This window comes from Leisingera sp. ANG-M7 (assembly GCF_000813965.1).
GTDB lineage: Bacteria > Pseudomonadota > Alphaproteobacteria > Rhodobacterales > Rhodobacteraceae > Leisingera.
In genome coordinates, this window is the sequence record NZ_JWLI01000002.1 from 126,220 (window position 1) to 147,071 (window position 20,852).

20 protein-coding genes are annotated in these 20,852 nt (G+C 61.9%); 10 read left to right on the forward strand and 10 right to left on the reverse strand.

Features of this window, described 5'->3' with window-relative positions; genetic code table 11:
* Window positions 1–11: 11 nt before the first annotated feature.
* Genes RA26_RS04175 through RA26_RS04190 form a run of 4 tightly spaced genes read left to right on the forward strand, consistent with a single transcriptional unit; the run spans window position 12 to window position 3,352 of the window.
* Complete coding sequence (locus tag RA26_RS04175) at window positions 12–932, forward strand: branched-chain amino acid ABC transporter permease (RefSeq protein WP_039180363.1); 921 nt, start codon at window positions 12–14, stop codon at window positions 930–932.
* Window positions 929–1,918 (forward strand): branched-chain amino acid ABC transporter permease, encoded by a 990-nt coding sequence (locus RA26_RS04180; protein ID WP_039180366.1) that lies wholly within the window; start codon window positions 929–931, stop codon window positions 1,916–1,918. Before RA26_RS04175 ends, RA26_RS04180 begins: the two co-directional genes overlap by 4 nt.
* On the forward strand, window positions 1,911–2,666 hold the full coding sequence (locus tag RA26_RS04185; protein WP_039180369.1) for an ABC transporter ATP-binding protein: 756 nt from the start codon (window positions 1,911–1,913) through the stop codon (window positions 2,664–2,666). The genes RA26_RS04180 and RA26_RS04185 overlap by 8 nt, the downstream gene beginning before the upstream one ends.
* A complete protein-coding gene (locus RA26_RS04190) occupies window positions 2,663–3,352 on the forward strand; it encodes an ABC transporter ATP-binding protein (RefSeq protein ID WP_039180371.1) in 690 nt (229 codons plus the stop codon). The genes RA26_RS04185 and RA26_RS04190 overlap by 4 nt, the downstream gene beginning before the upstream one ends.
* Before the next feature lie 97 nt (window positions 3,353–3,449).
* Here RA26_RS04190 and RA26_RS04195 read toward each other — a convergent pair whose 3' ends face one another.
* Both RA26_RS04195 and RA26_RS23060 read right to left on the reverse strand, forming a co-directional pair.
* Window positions 3,450–5,693 (reverse strand): methyl-accepting chemotaxis protein, encoded by a 2,244-nt coding sequence (locus tag RA26_RS04195; RefSeq protein ID WP_039180374.1) that lies wholly within the window; start codon window positions 5,691–5,693, stop codon window positions 3,450–3,452.
* Between the two features lie 54 nt (window positions 5,694–5,747).
* Entirely contained in the window at window positions 5,748–5,936 is a 189-nt protein-coding gene (locus RA26_RS23060; protein ID WP_206540423.1) for a hypothetical protein, read from the reverse strand.
* A gap of 130 nt (window positions 5,937–6,066) precedes the next feature.
* Between RA26_RS23060 and RA26_RS04200 the strand changes: the two genes are divergently transcribed.
* Window positions 6,067–6,516 carry an Lrp/AsnC family transcriptional regulator gene (locus RA26_RS04200; protein ID WP_039180378.1) on the forward strand — a complete coding sequence of 150 codons (450 nt, stop codon included), beginning with the start codon at window positions 6,067–6,069 and terminating at the stop codon, window positions 6,514–6,516.
* Here RA26_RS04200 and RA26_RS04205 read toward each other — a convergent pair.
* Window positions 6,509–7,474: a LysR family transcriptional regulator gene (locus tag RA26_RS04205; protein WP_039180380.1), complete on the reverse strand. Its 966-nt coding sequence runs from the start codon at window positions 7,472–7,474 to the stop codon at window positions 6,509–6,511. The genes RA26_RS04200 and RA26_RS04205 overlap by 8 nt on opposite strands.
* A 168-nt stretch (window positions 7,475–7,642) precedes the next feature.
* Between RA26_RS04205 and RA26_RS04210 the strand changes: the two genes are divergently transcribed.
* The 4 genes from RA26_RS04210 (at window position 7,643) to RA26_RS04225 (ending at window position 11,142) form a co-directional block, all read left to right on the forward strand.
* The gene (locus RA26_RS04210; RefSeq protein ID WP_039180384.1) at window positions 7,643–8,656 is read left to right on the forward strand and encodes a TRAP transporter substrate-binding protein; all 1,014 of its coding nucleotides are present in this window, start codon (window positions 7,643–7,645) and stop codon (window positions 8,654–8,656) included.
* Window positions 8,657–8,726: 70 nt separating this feature from the next.
* Window positions 8,727–9,263: a TRAP transporter small permease gene (locus tag RA26_RS04215; RefSeq protein ID WP_039180387.1), complete on the forward strand. Its 537-nt coding sequence runs from the start codon at window positions 8,727–8,729 to the stop codon at window positions 9,261–9,263.
* Window positions 9,264–9,280: 17 nt separating this feature from the next.
* On the forward strand, window positions 9,281–10,621 hold the full coding sequence (locus RA26_RS04220) for a TRAP transporter large permease (RefSeq protein WP_039180391.1): 1,341 nt from the start codon (window positions 9,281–9,283) through the stop codon (window positions 10,619–10,621).
* A 17-nt stretch (window positions 10,622–10,638) separates the two neighbouring features.
* A complete protein-coding gene (locus tag RA26_RS04225) occupies window positions 10,639–11,142 on the forward strand; it encodes a universal stress protein (RefSeq protein WP_019294596.1) in 504 nt (167 codons plus the stop codon).
* Between the two features lie 58 nt (window positions 11,143–11,200).
* Here the strand turns inward: RA26_RS04225 and RA26_RS04230 are convergent, their stop codons facing one another.
* The 7 genes from RA26_RS04230 to RA26_RS04260 all read right to left on the reverse strand — a co-directional run bounded on the left by RA26_RS04230 (window position 11,201) and on the right by RA26_RS04260 (window position 19,742).
* Entirely contained in the window at window positions 11,201–12,700 is a 1,500-nt protein-coding gene (locus RA26_RS04230) for a M81 family metallopeptidase (RefSeq protein WP_039180394.1), read from the reverse strand.
* Window positions 12,700–14,322 (reverse strand): amidohydrolase, encoded by a 1,623-nt coding sequence (locus RA26_RS04235; RefSeq protein ID WP_039180397.1) that lies wholly within the window; start codon window positions 14,320–14,322, stop codon window positions 12,700–12,702. Before RA26_RS04235 ends, RA26_RS04230 begins: the two co-directional genes overlap by 1 nt.
* 38 nt (window positions 14,323–14,360) lie before the next feature.
* Window positions 14,361–15,284 carry an ABC transporter ATP-binding protein gene (locus tag RA26_RS04240; protein ID WP_039180400.1) on the reverse strand — a complete coding sequence of 308 codons (924 nt, stop codon included), beginning with the start codon at window positions 15,282–15,284 and terminating at the stop codon, window positions 14,361–14,363.
* Window positions 15,281–16,261, reverse strand: a complete 981-nt coding sequence (locus RA26_RS04245) for an ABC transporter ATP-binding protein (RefSeq protein ID WP_039180403.1) — start codon at window positions 16,259–16,261, stop codon at window positions 15,281–15,283. The genes RA26_RS04240 and RA26_RS04245 overlap by 4 nt, the downstream gene beginning before the upstream one ends.
* Window positions 16,258–17,115 (reverse strand): ABC transporter permease, encoded by an 858-nt coding sequence (locus RA26_RS04250; RefSeq protein WP_039180407.1) that lies wholly within the window; start codon window positions 17,113–17,115, stop codon window positions 16,258–16,260. The genes RA26_RS04245 and RA26_RS04250 overlap by 4 nt, the downstream gene beginning before the upstream one ends.
* A 14-nt stretch (window positions 17,116–17,129) precedes the next feature.
* Entirely contained in the window at window positions 17,130–18,068 is a 939-nt protein-coding gene (locus RA26_RS04255) for an ABC transporter permease (RefSeq protein WP_039180410.1), read from the reverse strand.
* Window positions 18,069–18,179: 111 nt separating this feature from the next.
* Window positions 18,180–19,742, reverse strand: coding sequence for an ABC transporter substrate-binding protein (locus RA26_RS04260; protein WP_039180412.1), 1,563 nt, complete (start codon window positions 19,740–19,742; stop codon window positions 18,180–18,182).
* A gap of 222 nt (window positions 19,743–19,964) precedes the next feature.
* On the opposite strand from RA26_RS04260, the gene RA26_RS04265 reads away from it, so the two are divergent.
* Window positions 19,965–20,768, forward strand: a complete 804-nt coding sequence (locus RA26_RS04265) for a helix-turn-helix transcriptional regulator (protein WP_039180416.1) — start codon at window positions 19,965–19,967, stop codon at window positions 20,766–20,768.
* Window positions 20,769–20,852 lie beyond the last annotated feature (84 nt).

Genomic DNA, 20,852 nt, shown 5'->3' on the forward strand with positions numbered 1-20,852 from the left:
CGGAAAATCAAATGACCTATATTCTAGTTCTGGAGCAAATCCTGAATGGGCTCCAGCTCGGGATGATGCTGTTCCTGATGGCAGCCGGGCTGACGCTGGTGTTCGGGGTGATGGGGCTGATCAACCTGGCCCATGGCTCGCTCTACATGGTGGGCGCCTTTGCCGCTGCCGCGGTTGCAGGGTGGACGGGGTCGTTCCTGCTGGCGCTGATCGCAAGCCTGGCGGCCGCCGCGGCTGCCGGCGCGCTGATGGAACTGGTGGTGATCCGGCGCCTCTACCGGCGCGACCATCTGGACCAGGTGCTGGCGACCTTTGCCTTGATCCTGATCTTTTCCGAAGGCACCCGCTGGCTGTTCGGCTCCTTCCCGCTGTTCCTGGACGTGCCGTCCTACCTGTCGGGGCCGGTGAGCCTGCCGGGCGGCATTCAGTATCCGCTGTACCGGCTGACGATCATCCTGATTGGTTTGGCAGTTGCTGCCGGGCTGTTCCTGCTGATCGCCCGCACCCGCATTGGCATCCAGATCCGCGCAGGTGAGGCCGATCGCGAGATGATTGCCGCGCTTGGCGTTGATATTTCCAAGCTCTACACAGTCGTGTTCGCTTTGGGCGCGGCGCTTGCCGGGCTGGCGGGCGCGCTGGTTGGCGCGATCCAGTCGGTGCAGGTCGGCATGGGCGAGCCGGTGCTGATCCTGGCCTTTGTGGTCATTGTTATTGGCGGCATCGGTTCCATCAAAGGCGCCCTGGCCGGCGCGCTGCTGGTGGGGATGACCGATACGCTGGGCGGCGTATTCCTGCCGCAGCTGTTTGCAGTCTTTATGGACCCGGCCAGCGCGGCCTCTGCCGGGGCGTCGCTGGCCTCGATGCTGATCTACATTCTGATGGCGGCAATCCTGCTGGTGCGCCCCTCTGGCCTTTATGGAGGGAACGCATGATGCTGACGCGCGAGAGCCTGCTCAACTGGGCGATGATTGCGGCGCTGCTGATCGTGCCGCTGGCAGCGTGGTCGCTGGATGAGCCATTCATCATCACGCTGGCAACCAAGGCGGCCATTCTGGCGCTGGCGGGCGTGGGGCTGAACATTGCCCTCGGTCTTGGCGGGCTGATCAGCCTGGGCCATGCGGCGTTTTTCGGGATCGGCGGCTATGCCATGGGCATCCTGGCCGCCCATGCCCAGAATTATGATCCGCTGTTTGAGTGGCCGTTCCTGTTTGAGGGCAGCAACCAGATGCCGCTGATCTGGCTGGTGGCGGTGGTCTTCAGCGCGCTGGCGGCGCTGGTGATCGGGGCGCTGTCCCTGCGCACCTCGGGTGTCTACTTCATCATGATCACCCTCGCCTTCGGCCAGATGCTTTACTACTTTGCCATCAGCTGGAGCGCTTATGGCGGCGAGGACGGGCTGTCGATCTGGGTGCGCAATGAATTCCCCGGCCTCAACACGCTGGACCCGATCCAGTTCTTCACTATTGCCTATGTGATCCTCTGCCTGGCGCTGGTTTTCGCGTCGCGGCTGGCGCGCTCGCCCTTCGGGCTGGCTCTGGCGGCAGCGCGGCAAAACGAGGACCGGGTGCAGGCGGTTGGTCTTACGCCGTTCACCCTGCGGCTGACGGCCTTTGTGATTTCCGGGGCAATCACCGGGCTGGCAGGGGCGCTGTTTGCCGATCTGAACCGCTTCGTCAGCCCCACTATGCTCAGCTGGCACACCAGCGGCGAGATAATGATCTTTGTGATCCTCGGCGGGGTCGGGCGGCTCTATGGCCCGGTTGCGGGTGCCGCGCTTTATATCCTGCTGGAGCATCTTCTGGGCGGTATCAGCGATTACTGGCAGATCTTCCTTGGTGTGCTGCTGCTCTTGATCGTGCTGTTTGCCCGCGGCGGGCTGATCGGGGCCATTGCAGGACGGGAGAAGGCGCATGGCTGATGTGGTTCTGAAAACCAAGGGGCTCAGCAAGAGCTTCGGCGCGCTTCAGGCGAGCCGCGACGTCTCGCTGGACCTGCGCCCCGGTGAAATCCATGCGCTGATCGGGCCGAATGGGGCGGGTAAGTCCACCCTGATTAAGCAGATTGCGGGAAACCTGACACCCGACAGCGGCACAGTGGAGCTGCTGGGCCGGGATGTGACCGCATTGGACACGGTGGCAAGGGCACGGATGGGGCTGGGCCGGACGTTTCAGATCTCCGCGCTGGCTATGGAATACACGGTCTTGCAGAACGCGGTGCTGGGGGCGCTTGGCGGGCGGGGCCGCCCGTTCCATTTCTTCCGCAATGTGATGAAGGACGCGGAGCTTCTGGAGCGGGCGTGGGACGCGCTGGAACGGGTGGGACTGACGGAAGATGCAAACCGCCGCACCGCCGACCTGTCGCACGGCCAGCGCCGCCAGCTGGAGGTGGCGGTTGCCCTGACGCTGAAACCGAGGCTGTTCCTGATGGATGAGCCGATGGCAGGGCTTGGCACCGCCGGGTCGAAGGCGCTGACCGGGTTCCTTGACGGGTTGAGGCAGGAGGCGCCGATCCTGCTGGTGGAGCATGACATGGATGCTGTCTTTGCCTTGGCTGACCGGATCAGCGTGCTGGTCTACGGCCAGATCATTGCCACCGGCACCGCGGACGACATCCGCGCCAACGCAGAGGTGCGCCGCGCCTATCTGGGAGAGGAGGACGCCGCATGAGCCTGCTGTCATTGCAAGGGGTTGAGGCGTCTTATGGCCCGGCGCAAGCGCTGTTCGGGGTCAGCCTGGAGATCGGCGAGGGCGAGGTGGTGGCGCTGATGGGCCGCAACGGCATGGGCAAATCCACCACAATCAAGACGATCTGCGGGATGCTGGCGGCTTCCAAGGGGGAACTGACGTTCGACGGCCATGATCTTCGCCAGCTGCCATCGCACAGGATTGCGCGGCTGGGGGTGGGTCTGGTGCCTGAGGGGCGGCGCTGCTTTGCGCCGCTGACGGTAGAGGAAAACCTGATCGCCGCGGCCCGCCCTGGCCCCTGGGATATGGCCAGGGTTGCAGAACTTTTTCCGCGGCTGGAGGAGCGCCGCACACAGGCCGCCGGATCGCTTTCGGGTGGCGAGCAGCAGATGCTGACCATCGGCCGTGCCCTGATGACCAATCCGCGGCTTCTGATTTTGGACGAGGCGACCGAGGGGCTGGCGCCGGTGGTGCGGCAGGAAATCTGGGCAGCGATTGCCCGGCTGAAACGCGAGGCCGGGCTGTCGATCCTGGTGGTGGATAAATCGCTGAAGGAGTTGGCTGCCGTGGCGGACCGGGCGGTGATCCTCAACAAGGGCAGCAACGCCTGGGAAGGCCGGATTGCCGAACTGCCTGCGGATGTCGCGGTCCGGTTCCTCGGTGTCTAAATAGAGCCCTGTAATGAGACTTATGTTAAATTTAATCAGCCGGGAGCAAAGGGGTTGCCGGCAGGCTGAAGTCTAGCTCCAGCCTGCCGGTTCTGGTTCAAGCTCTAAACCGGTGCGGGTCTGCCGCAAAACCTTGATCTGCGCTGTCTCCACCCAGGTCAAAGCGGCCGACGATGTCTGTCAGGCTTTGCGATTCATGCTGCAGCAGCTGGCTGGCGGCGGCAGCCTCTTCGGACATGGCGGCGTTCTGCTGGGTCATGTTGTCCAGCTGATGCATGGCGCCGTCGATCTTTTCCAGCCCGCGCGATTGCGCCCGGACACCGTCGGCGATCTCGGTCACAAGCCCGGAAACTGCCGAGACCTGTTCGATAATCCGGGTCAGCGCATCACCGGCGCGGCCAACCATGGCAACACCGTTGGCGACATGCTCCTCGCTGGCGGAGGTCAGACCCTTGATCTGCCCGGCTGCATTGGAGGCGCGCTGCGCCAATGCGCGCACCTCAGAGGCGACCACGGCAAAGCCTGCACCGGCAGGGCCCGCGCGCGCCGCCTCGACGCCGGCGTTCAGCGCCAGGAGGTTGGTCTGGAAGGCAATGTCGTCGATCATGTTGATAATCTTGGAAATCTCTGCGGAGGCCTCCTGGATCTGATCCATTGCCGCCACCGCTGATGTCACCACATCGGTGCTTTGTTCTGCCTCGCTGCGGGCACCGCGCATGGTGTCGTCCATGCGGCCTGCGCGCTCTGCCGTGTCGCGGATGCCGCCGGTCAGCTCACGGATGGAGCCTGCGGTTTCTTCCAAGGTTGCGGCCTGGCTTTCGGTCCGGTGCGCCATTTCGGTTGCTGCGCCGCGCTGTTCTTCGGAGAAGCGGCCAACGTTCCCGGCTGCGCCGACCACCTCGGCCATGGAGCCGCGCAGGCGTTCGAGGCTGCGGTTGAAGTTTTCCCGCAGGGTTTCGTAATGGCCGTCAAAAGGTGCCCGGATGTCGCAGGCCAGGTTGCCGCGCTGCAATTCTGATAGCGCTGCGCTCATGCTTTCGACCACGGCGGCTGTATGGCGGGCGGCTTCCACCTCACGGGCGGCGGCCTCATCCGCGTCCTTCAGCTTGCCGCGGAAGGTGTCGAGGCTGCGGGCCAGATCGCCAAGCTCATCACCGCGGGCAAGGCCCTGGATTTCTGAATTGTAGTCGGCGTCAGCCAGCGCATTGGTGGCTTCGCGCAGGGCGTGGATCGGGCGGGTGACGCTGCGCGCCGCGAGCCAGGACACGCCGATAGCGGCCAGCAGTGCCGCGCCGATCATGCCGGCGGCGATCAGGCGGATGCGCTCGACCACGGCAAAGGCGGTATGCTCATCGGTTTCCAGCACCAGCGACCAGTCGAAACCGGGCAGGCCCAGCGGCACCACCTGGGCAATGGCGCGTTCGCCAAGCGAGGAAGGAACTCCTTCAAATTGGCCTGCTTCATGCGATTTGGCGGCCTTGATCTGCGGTGTGTCCGGCAGTTTCTGCAGTGCCGGGAAAAGGCCTCCAACAGAAGACGGGCTGCGCGCCACGCCATCGCTGCTGACCACATAGATGTTCTGATGGGTGCCGCCGGACAGGTTGCTGGTCAGGGCCTTGACGACGCCATCGGTGCCGAGCTGGATGGCAATCACCCCGGCGATCTTGCCGTTCTTGGCAAACACTGGCGCGGCCATGAAAGCTGCGGCTTCCGGACTGTGGCTGTAAGCGGCGAAATCCGCCACGGCGATTGTGCCTGCCTCTGCTTCCAGCGCAGCCTGAAACACCTGCGACAGACCGCTGTCAGGCGCTTCCTGAACACCGGTCATGAAATCGTCCTGCTTTTTCACCGAATAGACCACCTGCCCGGCGGGAGTGATCAAATACAGGTCCTGATAACCGTTGAGGCGCAGGCTTTGCAGAAAGGTAGGGTGATAGGTGACATGCGACTGGTTGTAGTAGGAACCGTCGCCTGCATCTGTCAGCTCCTCCCGCTGGTTTGCGGCGTTTGGATTCCCGACGGCATAAGTCTGCTTGAGATAGGCAATCGGGTCGTCTTCCTCGACCATGCCGATCACCCGTTCGAAGTTGCTGATCGCGCGGAACACCGCAGGCTGGCCTGCCAGGCTGGAGAGATCGGAGCGCGCCGCTTTGATCAGGAACCCCAAAGCCTGGGCACCGGATTTGGCTTCGATCTTCTGGGCCGCAAAGGCGTTTTCGCGGATGCTGCGCTCTGCCATGGAGTAAACCAGCACTGACACGGTGACGAGGAACACACCTGTCAGGGCCACCATGATCAGCGGCAGTTTCAGCTTCAGCGGCAGTTTCGTTAGTCGGGGCATTGGCCAGGGTCTCCTGCAGTCTGCGGCGCCCGGTCGCACCGGCGCCTTGAGGAGTCATAATCCGGAAAGTCCTGACAAAACGTGTACCGTGAGAGGGGCGCAAATGAAGTTTTCCGGAATCTTCGCCGATTTGATGTCGCAAATTTGAATTTTGTGCATTTCGGCGAAAAAGCTGCCAAAGGCCTTTGTTTTTGAGGCTGAACTGGCCGCAGCTGCTGTTGATACGCTGTTCAGATGACGCAAATTGTCATCCTGTGATACATTCACATTTTGGAGTTTTACATCCACAAGCGCCTTGCCGAAACTGCTTGCGAGTGGGGCTGGCGCAGGTTTTCAAGTTGTCATTCCAGCCAAACCGGCCCAAAAATCAGCTATGGATAATAAAGACCACGACATACTGCGGCTGATCCAGGCGAATGCGCAGCTGACTGCAGAGGCGATCAGCCAGGAAGTCGGACTGTCAGCACCGGCGGTGCAGAAGCGGCTTAAGAAACTGCGTGATACCGGAGTGGTCGAAAGGGAAATCGCGGTCCTATCGCCAGCCAAGATGGGCCGCGAAATGACTGTGATCGTGCAGGTGGTTCTGGAGCGTGAAAGCCGGATGCATCTGGATGCCTTCAAGCGCAAGATGCGCAGGGCGCCGCAGGTGCAGCAGTGTTATTACACTACCGGCGAAGCGGATTTCATCCTGATGGTCATCGTCAAGGACATAAAGGAGTACGAGGCCTTCACCCAAGAATACTTCTTTGATGAATCCAATGTCAGCCGCTTTACGTCCTCGGTGGTGATGGACCGGGTCAAAGTTTCGCTGGATATCATCTGACGGGGGCGGTCTGTGCCTGTGCCATACCGCCCGGCTGCTTACTGGAATGCGCTGCGGTCAGTTGGTCGAGAAACAGTCTGGTGATGCGATTCATTGCCGGGCGCTTGCGGGTGACGGCTGCAAATTGGCTCCTGTAGTAAATCTGTTCCGGCAGAACTTTACGCATCATCCCGTCGCGGACAAATTTGTCGGCCAAGTGGTCGGGCAGAAAGCCGAGATAGCTGCCGGACATGACGAGGATGGCCAGTGCCTGTTCGTTCTGGACCTTGGCGGCGCGGCGGAAGCCCAGCGTCTGGCCAACGTGCAGGTTGGGGGAGTTCACCCGGATGCCAGCGTAATTGGCTGCGCGCACGTCCTCCAGGCGGAGGCCGGCGTGATCGCACTCCATGAAAGGATGCCCTTTGCCGCAGTAGAGAAACATGTCTTCGCCGTAAAGGGGCGCGTAGTTCAGGCTGGGCGAAGGCCGGTGGAGCGCCAGAATGCCAACGTCGATCTTCCCGCCGATCACATTGGTTTCGATCACGTTGGGCGGCTCCAGCGACAGGTCGATTTCGACTGCTGGGGCAGCTTTGTTGAAAGAGCGGATCGCGCCGGCAACAAAGGCCTCCGGGTTTGAGGCGCATTGATCGAACAAGGCTATGCGCAAGGTGCCGGCCAGCTGCTGCTTGATTTCATTCACTTCAGCCCGGAAGCCCGAAACGGAGAGCAGCAGGCCCTCTGCGGATTTCAGCACTTTGCTGCCGTCGTCGGTCAGCGAAAACCCGGCTGGACCGCGGTGGCACAATTTCAGGTCCAGCCGCAGTTCCAGATCGGCGAGATATTTTGATATGGTGGACTTGCCGATGTTCAGTTCTGTTTCCGCCGCAGCGAGGCCGCCGCTTTCGGCCACGGCCTTGAACACGCGCAGCAATTTGAGATCGGCATCGGCGACATGTTTGAGGTTGGATTTCCGGGCCATAACTAGGTTCGATGTTTGTGAAACTTTGCGTTCAAAAGTTTACATTCAAGAAACCACAAACGCAATGTAGCTTCCGGCAGACCAAGGCTGGAACCGGCTGGCAGATGCGCTGTGGAGGGCGCGCCACCCCGGACCTTGGGCCCCAGAATGACAATACGGGAGGAAGTTATGTCATTTCTCAAGAAGGTCTGCACCCTGACGGCAGCCGTTTCCGCCGCTGCGCTGCTGACCACCGGCGCTGTTTCCGCCAAGAACTTCAAAATCGCGGTGGGCGACGGCGCTGGCAGCTCGCAGGAAGGCACCGGCAAGTTCTTTATTGAGGCGCTGGAAGAAAAATCCGGCGGCAAGCACACCGGTACCATGTTCCTGAACGGCCAGCTGGGGTCGGAACAGGACACCGTCAACGAGGCCGCAATCGGCACTCTCGACATGTCACTGCTGGCGATCAACAACGTCACGCCGTTCTCGCCGACCGTTGGCGTGTTCACCCTGCCCTATGTGATCTTGTCGCTGGAAGACGCCGAGGCGCTGACCCAGGGCCCGATCGGCCAGGAGCTGACTGAAAACACCATCCGGGACGCCGGCGTGCGTATCCTGGCCTGGACTTACACCGGCTTCCGCCGCCTGACCAATTCCAAGAAGCCGGTTACCACTGTTGCCGACCTGCAGGATCTGGTCATCCGCGTTCCCAAGAACGAGATCATGATCGAGACCTACAAGTCCTGGGGCATCAACCCGACTCCGATGGCCTGGTCCGAGACCTTCACCGGTCTGCAGACCAAAGTTGTCGATGGTCAGGACAACCCCTACACCACCATCAACGCGATGAAGTTCTATGAAGTGCAGGAATATGTGACCAACCTGCGCTACATCTTCTCGATTGAGCCGCTAATCGTGTCTGAGGCAGTGTTCCAGGACCTGTCCGAAGAGGATCAGCAGATCCTGATCGAAGCGGGCAAGGAAGCAACCGTGAAATCGGCCCAGTTCCTGCGCGACATCGAAGCCCAGATCAAAGACGAGCTGTTGGCCAAAGGCATGCAGATCGATGATCCGGCGAACGATGAAGCCGAGTTCATCAAACTGGCCACCGAAGCAGTCTGGCCGCAGTTCTACGACTCCATCGGCGGTGTCGAGAAGCTGAACACCGTGCTGACCACCATCGGCCGCGACCCGGTTCAATAAGCTTCTGGCAAGCCAATAAAAACAACAAAGCAGCGCCACGGCGCTGCTTTGCACAGGGGAGGAGTACATTATGTTCTGGAAATTCCTGGACAATATAGAAAGCTATATCTGCCGCCTATTGCTGTCCGGCTTCGTCATTCTGCTGTTCGTGCAGATCGTATCGCGCGAGGTATTCGGCCATTCGTTTTCATGGATCGAAGAGCTGTCGGTCTACATGTTCGTCTGGTTCGTCTACTTCGGGGCCAGCTATGCAGCACTGAAGGGTGCGCATAACCGCGTCACCTTCCAGTTCAAATTCCTGCCGGCCGGCTGGATAAAATACATCGAAGCCTTTGCCGACCTCTTTTGGCTGTTCTTCAACTGCTACTTCCTGTGGCTGGCCACCGATTTTGTCTTCAACAAGATGAACAAATTCTGGAAGTCGCAGACTTTGGGCATTGAGATGAAATACATCTACATCGTGCTGCCTATCGCCTTTGCGCTGATGACGATCCGCATTCTGCAGGTGAATTACCTCAAGCTGGTCCGCGGCGAAGATATCCACGATCCCGACCAGATCGACCTTGATGAGATCAAGGCCGCCGCTGGCGCGGACGACCGCAACTAAACGGGAGGGACAGGACTATGGAAACCGAAATCGTCACGATCCTGTTCGGATCATTCTTGCTGCTGCTGCTCCTGGGGGCGCCAATCACGGTTGCGCTGGGGGTGTCATCGCTACTGTCGTTCCTCTATCTGGACGAAAACCCGATCAAATTTGTGCAGATCGCCTTTACCTCTGTCGGGTCCTTTCCGCTGATGGCGCTGCCTGCCTTTATTCTGGCGGGTGCGCTGATGGAGGCTGCGGGGATCTCCAAACGGCTGATCAATGTGGCGGAAAGCCTGGCCGGGCCGTTCACCGGCGGGATATCCGCAGCCACCGTGATGGCGTGCCTGTTCTTCGGCGCGATCTCCGGCTCCGGCCCGGCTACCACGGCAGCCGTTGGCATGCTGATGATCCCGGCTATGATCAACCGCGGGTATGAAAAGGGCTATGCTTCTGCGGTCACGGCCTCCTCCGGCGGCCTTGGCATCATCATCCCGCCGTCGATCCCGATGGTGATCTTCGGCATTGCAGCCCTTGGCATGGCGCCGCCGCCGGAAGCGGTCGAGAAATACGGCACCTTCCAGTCGGTTTCGATCTCGAAACTGTTCATTGCCGGCTTTGTGCCTGCCTTCCTGATTGCCACCAGCCTCTTGATCCTGAACTTCTTCATGTCGAAGAAGCGCGGCTACAAGGGCTCTGCCGACGGCTGGTCGATCCGCAATGTCGGCTGCGAGATGTACCGCGGGTTCTGGTCTCTGATGGCGCCCCTGGTGATCCTGGGCGGGATCTATACTGGCTTCTTCACCCCGACCGAAGCGGCCATCGTGGCAATCTTCTATACTCTTGTGATCGGTGTCTTCATCTACCGCGAGCTGACCTGGTCGTCGCTGTTCCAGTCGCTGGAAGCCACCACCTGGCTGACCGGCCGCGTGCTGCTGATCCTGTTCACCGCAACTGTGTTCGGCCGCCTGCTGGTGGAAAACCAGATCCCGGCAATGATTGCCGACAGCATGCTGAGCTTCACTCAGAACCTTTATGTGATCTGGGCGCTGATCATCTTCTTCCTGCTGTTTGTCGGCATGTTCATGGAAACACTGGCCACCATCCTGATCCTGGTGCCGGTGATGCTGCCGGTGGCTTATTCGGTGGGCATCGACCCGATCCACTTTGGTGTGGTGATGGTCTGTACCCTGGGCATCGGCTTCCAGACGCCGCCATTGGGGGAGAACCTGTTCATCGCTTCGGGCATCTCAAACATCTCGATCGAAACGATCTCGCTGCGCGCGCTGCCCTTTGCGGCTGTGAACACGATTGCGATCTTCATCATCGCCTTCTTCCCTGAAATCTCGCTGTGGCTGCCGCGGCTGTTCGGCTACTGATCTGAAAGGAGACCGGCATGAAACCGATGATCACAAACATCCTGTTTGCCACCGACCTGTCGCATAACTCCACTTTGGCCTTGCGCCATGCGGCCAGTCTGGCCCATGCGACAGGGGCGGAAATTCACGTGCTGCATGTGAATGAACCGATTTCAGAGGATGCGCGCATCACGTTTGAGATGTTCGTGCTGAACGATGAGACCCGGAAATCAGCAGCCAAACGGCGGCATGAGATGGTCAAGCAGATGCTGGCCGAGCGGCAGGCGCGGTTCTGGGCGTCTTTTGAAGGCGACGAGGCCAAGATCCGCGATCAAGTCACCTCAGTTGAGGTGACCGACGGCCACCCGGCAGAGGTGATCCTGCGCCGTTCGGTCGAATTGGGATGCGATCTGATCGTGCTGGGCGCCCATGACCACGGGTTCTCCCACACGTTCCTGGGCACTGTGGCCAAAAGGGTGCTGCGCCGCTCGCAGATCCCGACGCTGGTGGTGCCTTACCAGAACGGCGAGGACGAGGACTAATCCTCCCCGCAGGCGGCTTCCCCCTGGCCGTCTGCATAGGCCATCCCTGCAACAGGTGTCAGCCCTTTGCAGGGATGGTTCTGACGTCCGGGTGCAGGTTCTTGTACGGGAACGCACCCAGATCGCAGGGAAACACGCCGGGGGCCGCAACCGGATAAACTGCGCTGGCGATGGGCTCGAAATCGGCGCGGAAATGGGCGGTGCTTTTCACGCAGATTGTTTGAAAGGACGCGGGATCCAGCCCGATATGAGTGAAATGCGCTAGGTCCAGGCATTGGTTGCGGATGCTGGTGACAACCAGGGTGATTTCTGCGCCTGTCCCATGCAGCCGCAGCGCCGCTGCGGGACCCAGCTCCGCTACTCCGCCGCAATACATTTCACCGCTATATCGGCAGCGGCCATCGCCAAGTTCCAGAACCTGAAACTCCGCTTCAAACGGCTGGTCGCCTTCTGCGCCTGAACGTCCGCCAAGTGCTGTGCGGAAGATACCGCCCTGCCCGGCTTCATGCGCCGCGGCGGCGGTTGCGGGGTCATGGAACAGCCCCATCAGTACGCCCTGTGCGCCTGACTGCGACAGTGCCGCCAGCAGCCCGGTGGTGTCAGAGGTGCCGCCTGCGCCCGGATTGTCCTGCACGTCCGCCAGCACAACCGGTTTGCCTGCGCGCGGCTGGCAGGCAATCTCTGCCGCTTGCTGCGGTGTCAGCATCGGGTGGCTGAAGTGCGGTTCCAGCTCGGTAAACAGCCTGGCGATATGGTCCGCGGCTTGTGCTGTGGCGCCAGAAGTCCGGGCATAGGCCACGCAAGAGGGCCGCGTTTCCGGGAAATCCGCTGCGGTGAACCCCAGCGCGATGTCCGCTAGCACCCCTGCCTGCTCCAGAGGCGTCAGCGCGGCATAAAGTTCCCGCGCAGGCGGGGCGCTGGTGTATTGCGCATGCAGCGGGATCAGGCAGTCCATTTGCCGGAATGCCTTGTGCAGCCTGTCGCCCGCCAGCAGGTGCTGCAGCACCGGCACGCAGCGGGCGCCGGTTTCAGCCATGTCGAGATGCGGATAGGTGCGGTAGATCGCGATGAAATCCGCCAGTTCCACCGAGGCTGCTGAGATATTGGCGTGCAGGTCGAGGCTGACCAGGATCGGCAGGTCCGGTCCGGCCCAGGCGCGCACCCGCCGCAGCAGTTCTCCCTCGCCGTCCGGGTGGCTTTCGGTCACCATGGCGCCGTGCAGTTCCAGGAAAATGCCACTGAGCGGTCCGGCGTTGCGCAGACCTTCCAGAATTTTCGTACAGACGGCCTCAAAGGCCTCATCGGTGACGTGGGCGGAGGGCTCCGCCGCGCACCACAGGATCGGGACCAGCTCCATTCCGGCCTCCTGTGCCGCGTTGGCAAAGCCTGCGATGGGCAGATTCATGCCGCGGGTCTCGGCGACCACCGCGCCCCCGTGCAGCATGGCGGGCCAGGAATCCGCCATTTCGAACTCTGCCAGCCCGGCCTTGGTGGTGCCGAAGCAATTGGTTTCATGCTGAAAGCCTGCAATGGCGATCCGCGGTTTGGCCTGCATCATCACTGCTCCTGCGCCCAAACAGTCTGCCCGCGGCGGATGGTTCGGGTGACCTTGGTGGTCTCGATCTGGTCAGGATTCTCCAGCGGATTGCGGTTCAACACCGCGAGATCCGCCAGCTTGCCCGGTTCGATGGAGCCGCGGGTATCTTCCTGGAAGACTTGCCAGGCGGCGTCGATGGTCTGGGCGCGCAGGGCCGACAGGGCGCTGATCCGCTGCGCCTCGCCCAGACGCCGCCCGCTGGCGGTCAGCCGGTTCACCGCGCAATGGGCCAGGTGGATGGGCCGGGTCGGCGTCACCGAGGCGTCATTGTGGATTGTGTAACGCACGCCAAACCGCTCAGCCGAGGCGCAGGGGGAAACCCGTTCCGCCCGCTCCGGCCCCAGGAAGGTGTCGTAATGGCGGTCGCCCCAGAAATGCACATGCGCCGGAAAGAAACTGACGGTGATGCCAAGCTTTGCCATCTGCTGCAATTGGTCGTCGCGCAGGGCTTGCCCGTGGATGATGGTATGGCGGTGATCGGCGCGCGGGTTGACCTCCAGTGCGGCGGCCACTGCATCAATGAACATCTGCGCACCGGCGTCGCCGTTGCAGTGGCAGTGGATTTGGAAGCCCAGATCATGCAGTTTCCTCACCTCGCGGCGGTGTTCGGCGGCATCTGCGTAAGACATCCCGCAGGGATGCTCTGGATCCACAGGTTTATGGTAAGGCGCGCTGAGGAAGGCGGTCTGCAGCTGGAACGCGCCGTCGGTGAACAGTTTGCGCGGGCCTAGGGTGAAATGCGGGTTGCCGGGCCAGTCCAGCGCACCGGGGCCGTTGGATAGCGCCGGTTCCAGCTCGCCGATCGGAAGCAGCATCAGGTCATACCCCGGGTCTTGATCCGCAGGCAGTGAAGCGAAATGCTCCAGCATCTGACGCGTGGCCCAGGCGTTCTGGGCGTAGGTGACGCCATGCGCCAGGTATTCGTCGCGGCAGCTGTTGAATCCGGCCCAGAAGCGGTCGCGGTCAATCAGGAAATCGGTATCGCCCATCTCTCCCATTGCCGACAGGCCTTCGATCAGCCCGGTCAGCGCGCCAGTCTCCGGGTCGCGCCCGAACCGCCCGCCCAGAGGATCCGGCGTGTCGCGGTTCACACCGTGGCGCTCCAGCGCCAACGAGTTTGCCGCGCCGTTGTGTCCGGAGGCATGGATCACCCAGATCGGGTGCTCGGTGGATACACTGTCCAGCTCCGTGCGGGTCGGCATGCGACTCTCGGCAATGGCGGTATTATCGAACAGCACCCCCATGACCCATTCCCCGGCAGGGGTTTTTGCTGCCTTGGCCCGCAGCCGGTCCAGCGCGGTTGGGATATCCGGGCAGTCGCCGCTGGGGGCAGATGCCAGATTGACCCGGAACAGCCGGATGAAGCCGGGATCGGGGAAATGCCCGTGCGGGTCGATAAAGGCGGGGATCAGGGTCTGGCCCTGCAAGTCCACCTCAACAGTGCCCGCAGGCATCTGCGCGCGCAGGTCCGCCTCGGCACCAACAGCGCGGATGATCTCGCCTTCGGTCAGCACCGCCTGGGCGCAGGAATTGGCCGCGTCCATCGTCAGGACAGCGCCGTTGAAATACAATGTGCTGGTCATGGTCTTTCAGGTGTTGAGGGGTTTCGGGCGAAGGGCCGTCAGCTCAAGGGCGCAAGGCAGCGCAACCCGTGGCCATTTTCGACCTCCCATTGCGGGGTTTGACTGCAGAATTCCTGGGCGAAGGGACAGCGCTCGCGGAACTCGCAGCCCTTGGGGCGCCGCAGCAGGCTGGGCGGTTCGCCTTTCAGCGCGATGCGTTCCAGCCGGGCGTCGGGATCGGGTTCCGGGTTCGCCGACAGCAGGCAGCGGGTATAGGGATGGCGCGGCTCCTTGAAGATGGCCTCAGTGGTGCCTTCCTCGACCAGTCGGCCCAGGTACATGATGCCCATTCGGTCGGCCACGTGGCGCACGACGTTCAGGTTGTGAGTGATAATCACCATCGCCAGCCCCAGCCGTTCGCGCAGGTCGTTCATCAGGTTCAGAAGCTCCCCCTGCACCGAGACGTCAAGCCCCGCGGTGGGCTCATCTGCCAGGATCAGCTTGGGCTCCAGCGCCAGCGCGCGGGCGACGCCCACCCGTCGTGCCTGTCCGCCCGACAGCTGATAAGGATAGCGGTCGGCGAAATGCGCAGGCAGGTTCACCATCTCCAGCAGGCGCTTGGCCTCAGCGTCCAGATCGCGGTCCTTCATGCCCTGGATGCGGTAGGGTTCGGTGATCAGGCTGCGGATTGTCAGTCGCGGCGACAGGCTGCCGACCGGATCCTGGAACATCATCGCGATGTCCTTGCGCAAGGGGCGCAGTTCGCGTTCGGAGGCGCCGCGGATTTCCCGGCCCTCGAAGGTGACGGAACCCTCCTGCGCCGGGGCCAGACCGGCAATTGCGCGGATCACCGTGGTCTTGCCGGAGCCGCTCTCGCCCACCAAGGCGTAAGTTTCGCCCGGTTCCACAGTGAAGCTGACACCGGCCAGCACATTGACCGGGCCGTAGCTGGTCTTGAGGTTTTTGACATCCAGCAGGCTCATTCTGCGGCCTCCTTGTGGTTCAGCCAGCAGGCGGCGTGGTGGCCGTCCTTCAGCTGCGTCAACGGCGGCACCTGTGACGTGCAGCGCGGCATCGCTTGATCGCAGCGGTCGCGGAAGATGCAGCCGCCGGGCAGGTTGGCCAGGTCCGGCACCTCGCCCGGGATTGTCGGAAGCACGCGGGCGCGCTCCTTGATGTGCCCCGGGTCGCAGTCGATCAGGCGGCGGGTGTAGGGGTGTTTTGGATCATGGAAGATCTCGCGCACCTCGCCGCTTTCGACAACGGCGCCGGCATACATCACCACCACCCGGTCGCAGAGCTCTGCAATGACACCCAGATGGTGGGAGATGAACAGGATGGCGCAGTCGAATTCCTGCTGCAGCTCCTGCAGGCGTTCGATGATCTGCACCTCCAGCGTAGCATCCAGCGCCGTGGTCGGTTCATCCGCAATCAGAAGGTCCGGTTCCGACATCAGCGCCATGGCGATGGCGATGCGCTGGCGCATGCCACCGGAGAATTCGTGCGGGAACTGGTCCAGCCTGGCCTCCGGATCCGGGATGCCGACCGCACCCAGCATCTGTGCTGCGCGGGCTCGTTTCTCCGCCTTGGACGCTTTGGAGCGGTGCTGAATATCCAGCATCTGTTGGCCAATGGACAGCACCGGATTGTGGGTCTGCATCGGGTCCTGGAACACGATGGAGATATCCGCACCGCGCAAATCCCGCATCATGCGTTCTGGCAGCTGCAGCAGGTCTTCGCCTTTGAAACGTACCTCGCCCTGGCGGAACCGTGTGTTCGGCGCTGTCAGCCGCAGTATTGAGGAAATCAGGGTGGACTTGCCGCAGCCGCTTTCGCCAACGATGCCGACAATCTCACCCTTGCGGACGTCAAAGGAGATATCGCGCAGGGCCTTTAGATCACCGCGGGCGGTTTCATAGTCGACGCTGAGGCGGTCGATTTCCAGAAGTGTATCGGTCATCGCTGTTTCCTCAGTTTCGGGTCAACCACATCGCGCAGGGATTCGCCCAGGAAGGTGAAGCCAAGGGTTGCCAGGATGATGGGCAGCCCGCCGCCCACCACCAGCCAGGGGGTCTGCCGGATCAGCGAGTAGCCGTCTTTCAGCAGCGCGCCCCAGCTGGGCGTCGGCGGTTTCACCCCGAGGCCGAGGAAGGACAGCCCGGCCTCCAGCGCGATCACGGTGGGAATATCCATCGCCGCCAGCACCGCCAGCACGCCAACGATGTTGGGCAGCATATGCACGCCCAGGATGCGCTTCATGCTGGCGCCCATGGAGCGTTCGGCCAAGATGAATTCGGAATTGCGCAAGGTCAGCGTCTGGGTCCGCGCCACCCGGCCGTAAGTCGGGATCGAGGTTGCCATCACCACAAACACCACGGTCTGCAGGCTTGGCCCCACCAGTGCCACCACAGCCAGGGCAAACATCACCGTCGGGAAGGAGCGGATAGTGTCGAAGAAGAGCATCAGCAGGTTGTCGAGCCATTTCGGCCCGTAGCCGGCAATCATGCCCAGCGTCAGGCCGATGGCCATGGCGCCGAAGACAGCTGGCAACGCGACCTGCAGCGCCACCTGGCCGCCCGCAATCACGCGGGAAAATGTATCGCGGCCCAGCTGGTCGGTGCCCAGAAGATGGGTCCATGACGGTCCCTGCAGGCGTGACTTGATGTTCATGCCGACCGGATCGAAGGGCACGATCCAATAGGCGAAGATGGCGCAGAACACGATGGTGCCGACTATGATCAGCCCCATCAGCCCCAGCGGGTCGCGGGCGACGCCGTGGATGATCTGGCCCAGTTCGGAACGGGATTTTGCCATGTCTCACGCCCTCCTTATGCTGCCGTGCGGGCGCGGGGATCGAGCCAGGCGTTAATCAGGTCGGCCAGCGCGGTGGAGACCACAAACAGGCCGGTCGAGATCAGCACCGATCCCATCACGATCGGGTAGTTGCGGGTGGTGATACTGTCGATCACCAGCTTGCCCAGACCGGGGCGGGCAAAGACGATTTCGGCGAAGACGGCAGAGGACAACAGGAACCCCATGCCGACGCCGATCACCGTGACCACCGGCAGGATGGCGATGCGCAGCGCATAGACCATCACCACGCGGCGTTCATGAATGCCAAAGGCGCGGGCGGTGCGGATGTGGCTTTCACCCATCACCTCCAGCATCGAAGCGCGCACCAGCCGCGCAATATAGCCGACCCAGCTGAGGCCGATGGCAAAGGCCGGCAGCACCAAATGGTTCAAGCGGCCCCAAAAGCCTTCGCCCGCACCGATGGCCGGGAACCACTGCAGGTTCACCGCGAAGATCAGCAGTGAAAGCAGGGCCACAACAAAGGCCGGCGCGGCGACGAAACTTACAGAAATCGCAGCAGTGACCCGGTCGATCACCGTATTGGGATGCGCTGCGGCATAGGCGCCAAGTGCGATGCCCAGCGTCGCGGACCAGGTGATCGAACCCAGGATGAGCCAAAGGGTATGGGGAAGCTGCTGAAACACGATCTCGGTCACCGAACGCCCCGAGAACACGTCAATCCCCAGATCTCCCTGCATCAGGTTGCCATAGAAGATGAGAAGCTGCTTCCAGATGGGCTGATCCAGCGCCAGCTCCGCCGTCAGCCGCGCCTGCAGCTCTGGCGTGGCGCGCGGGCCCAGCATGATCTGGACCGGATCGCCGGGGACGGCGCGGATCATCAGGAACATGACGGTGACCGCCACGATCAGGATCAGCAGTGCCAGCCCGAACCGCCGGGTTGCATAAAGTAACATGGCCGCATGGCTCCCTTGTTCTCGCTGTGCGGATGAAAACGGCACGGCCGCGCCGCATTTTGCAGCCGTGCCAGGTCAGGCCCGGGGGGAGGACCGAGCCTGAGGGGAGTGTCAGGCCTTGCCGAAGTAACGCAGCAGCGCCAGCCCGTCGGGCCGCAGCGCCGGCACAACGCCCGCGGAGTGGATCACTGGTGTTGCCTCGTGCGTCAGGAAGCGGTAGGCGCCGCTTTCTTCCATCAGGTCCTGCGCGCGCCGGTACATTTCATCCCGTTTTGCCAGGTCGGTCAGCTGCGAAGCTTCGGCATGGATCTTGTCGAACTCGTCATTGCTGAACTGCTCCCAGTTCCAGTGTCCGACCTGTTCAGTTGTGAACCAGGAGGTCGCGTAGTACGGGTCCGGGGTCATCGAGTAGCGGTTCAGTACCAGCTGCAGGTCCTCGTTGTCGGCGCTGGCCCAGAAGGCCCCTGATTCCAGCACGTTGACCTCGACTGTGATGCCGATCTGCGCCAGCGTCGCCTGGATCACCTGCGCCGCAGTGGTGAAGGTAGTCTTGTTCAGCGTGTCGAGCTTCAGCGTGACGTTGGTCTCACCGGATTCCGCCAGCAGTTCCGCTGCTTTGGCGAAGTCTGCCTGCGGCGGCACCAGCGATTGCGGACGGTGGCCTGCCAGGCCTGGCGCGATGATACCGGTCGATGGCTCCACGGCACCGAAATAGGCAGCTTCCAGAACCGAAGGCACGTCAATCGCGTGCTGGATCGCTTGGCGCAGCTTCTTGTTCTGGAGCTTGGGGTGGTCCAGGTTCATGCCGAGCCATGCATAATACAGCGATGGATACTCCAGCAGAGTGCCGCCGTTGGGCACACCGGCGCGGTAACGCTCGACAGAGCCCAGTGACACGCGGGTGAAATCCAGTTCGCCCGCTTCAAATGCGATTTCTGCGGTGTTTTCGTCATCAATGGGCAGGATCTCGATGGTGTCCCACGCGGGCGCTTCGCCTTTCCAGTCGGGATTGCGCTTCAGCACGGTCTTTTCCTTGGGTGACCAGCTGTCGCGCAGATAGGGGCCGGATTCCGCCAGCGGGTCGGTGGTTGCTTTGCCGCCTGCGGCCTCCCAAGCCTTTTTCGACACGATGTTGCCGGTGATATAGGGCAGCGCGATCGACCACAGCGGCGCAAAGGGTTCCTTCAGCACGATGGTGCCTTCCCGTTCGCCGGTCACTTCCACGTGGCTCAGCGGCCCCATGTCGGGCTTGTTGGGGCTGTCGGTGGCTTCATCCACGATCCGTTCAAAGCTGAATTTCACGTCCTCGGCGGTCATCGCGCCAAAGCCATTGGTGAACCCGATGTCGTCGCGCAGCGCGAATTTGATGTGGGTGTCGTCACCCTGTTCGATCATCGCGGCGGCGTCCATTTGCCAGTCCCATTCTCGGCCCGGCTTGTACTGGATCAGCTTGTTATAGATCGAGGCATGGATTTCCTCGTCGATCACGCCCTTGGAAAACGCCGGGTCGATGCTCTGCATGTCGCCGTAGGAGCGCACCCGCAAGGTGCCGCCCTCTGCCGCTATGGCACGGCCGCCCAGGCCCATGGGCAGCGCTGCCGCCGCCCCCAGCGCCGTGGCACCCTTCAGAAATCCGCGGCGTCCCAGCGCCGTTTTGGTCCATTCGATCTTCATGATGTCCTCCCTTGGATCAGATCCGCTCCGCCTGTGCTCCTCCGGTCTGCCTGCGCTTGGCGGCGCTAACCTGTCAGGTCATTCGGCAGGTTCCGGGTTCCCCAGACCCAGTCGGCTTGGGAACAGGAAACGCCTGTTTCGCGGATCACGGAACTGTGCAAACATGCGCAAACCGGCGCGACATGCATTAACTACGCGTCAGTTCGCGAAAGGAAATCAGCCATGCCGGAGAATTTTTCTGAAAACTTGCGGTCCCTGTGTGCCGAACATGGCAGCATTGCGCAAATCTGCCGTGAGGTTGGAATCAACCGCCAGCAGTTCAACCGCTACCTCAACGGCACCAGCCTGCCCGCAGCCCACAACCTGCGGCGGATTGCGCGCTATTTTGATATTCCGGAGGCGCGGTTGTTTGCCCCTCAGGCTGAGTTTGAAGCCCAGCTTAGTGATGCCGCCCGCACCACGCCGCCGGGTCCAAGTGACAGTTTCCTGGAGCCCTTCCGCGGGCAGCAGCGCAATCTGAAGCGCTACTTGGGCTTTTATCACGCCTATTTCCGGACACCCTCCTGGGGAGAGGGGATCTTTTGCTCCCTGACCCGTTTCATCGAAAAGGACGGGTTCATCCTGTCCCGCAACCTGGAAATCGCCCATGATCCGGAGCAGAGCATCCGGCAAATCTCACGTTATGAAGGCATGGTGACCCAGCGCGGCAACCGGCTGTTCATCACCGAGCATGAGCGCGCGCATGAGGGCAGCGTGGCACAGACCATCCTGTTCTCGGCGCACCGGCAGCAGCTGAAATACCTGCGCGGCATGACAATGGGATTGGCCTGGCGTCCCTTTCCGCGCCCCTATGCTGCACGGGCAATCTGGAAGCGCCTTGATGAACGGGTTTCGGCACGCGAAGCGATTGCCGCCTGCGGGGTCTATCCGGTGCGCAGCACGCGGATAGACCCGACAGTTCGGAATTACCTGGAAGCCTCTGCAGTTGAGGATTTTCCGGATATGCCCGGCAGCGTTCTTCTCTAGGGTCCTGACCCCAGGCCGAGCGCGGACGGTCAGCTGCTGGTTTTCTGAAGCGTGTCCTCGTCCTCACCTTCTGGCATATCTTCG

Coding starts and splice junctions, on each gene's coding strand:
- RA26_RS04175 (WP_039180363.1), top strand. CDS start 12: ATGACCTATATTCTAGTTCTGGAGCAAATCCTGAATGGGCTCCAGCTC.
- RA26_RS04180 (WP_039180366.1), top strand. CDS start 929: ATGATGCTGACGCGCGAGAGCCTGCTCAACTGGGCGATGATTGCGGCG.
- RA26_RS04185 (WP_039180369.1), top strand. CDS start 1,911: ATGGCTGATGTGGTTCTGAAAACCAAGGGGCTCAGCAAGAGCTTCGGC.
- RA26_RS04190 (WP_039180371.1), top strand. CDS start 2,663: ATGAGCCTGCTGTCATTGCAAGGGGTTGAGGCGTCTTATGGCCCGGCG.
- RA26_RS04195 (WP_039180374.1), bottom strand. CDS start 5,693: ATGCCCCGACTAACGAAACTGCCGCTGAAGCTGAAACTGCCGCTGATC.
- RA26_RS04200 (WP_039180378.1), top strand. CDS start 6,067: ATGGATAATAAAGACCACGACATACTGCGGCTGATCCAGGCGAATGCG.
- RA26_RS04205 (WP_039180380.1), bottom strand. CDS start 7,474: ATGGCCCGGAAATCCAACCTCAAACATGTCGCCGATGCCGATCTCAAA.
- RA26_RS04210 (WP_039180384.1), top strand. CDS start 7,643: ATGTCATTTCTCAAGAAGGTCTGCACCCTGACGGCAGCCGTTTCCGCC.
- RA26_RS04215 (WP_039180387.1), top strand. CDS start 8,727: ATGTTCTGGAAATTCCTGGACAATATAGAAAGCTATATCTGCCGCCTA.
- RA26_RS04220 (WP_039180391.1), top strand. CDS start 9,281: ATGGAAACCGAAATCGTCACGATCCTGTTCGGATCATTCTTGCTGCTG.
- RA26_RS04225 (WP_019294596.1), top strand. CDS start 10,639: ATGAAACCGATGATCACAAACATCCTGTTTGCCACCGACCTGTCGCAT.
- RA26_RS04230 (WP_039180394.1), bottom strand. CDS start 12,700: ATGATGCAGGCCAAACCGCGGATCGCCATTGCAGGCTTTCAGCATGAA.
- RA26_RS04235 (WP_039180397.1), bottom strand. CDS start 14,322: ATGACCAGCACATTGTATTTCAACGGCGCTGTCCTGACGATGGACGCG.
- RA26_RS04240 (WP_039180400.1), bottom strand. CDS start 15,284: ATGAGCCTGCTGGATGTCAAAAACCTCAAGACCAGCTACGGCCCGGTC.
- RA26_RS04245 (WP_039180403.1), bottom strand. CDS start 16,261: ATGACCGATACACTTCTGGAAATCGACCGCCTCAGCGTCGACTATGAA.
- RA26_RS04250 (WP_039180407.1), bottom strand. CDS start 17,115: ATGGCAAAATCCCGTTCCGAACTGGGCCAGATCATCCACGGCGTCGCC.
- RA26_RS04255 (WP_039180410.1), bottom strand. CDS start 18,068: ATGTTACTTTATGCAACCCGGCGGTTCGGGCTGGCACTGCTGATCCTG.
- RA26_RS04260 (WP_039180412.1), bottom strand. CDS start 19,742: ATGAAGATCGAATGGACCAAAACGGCGCTGGGACGCCGCGGATTTCTG.
- RA26_RS04265 (WP_039180416.1), top strand. CDS start 19,965: ATGCCGGAGAATTTTTCTGAAAACTTGCGGTCCCTGTGTGCCGAACAT.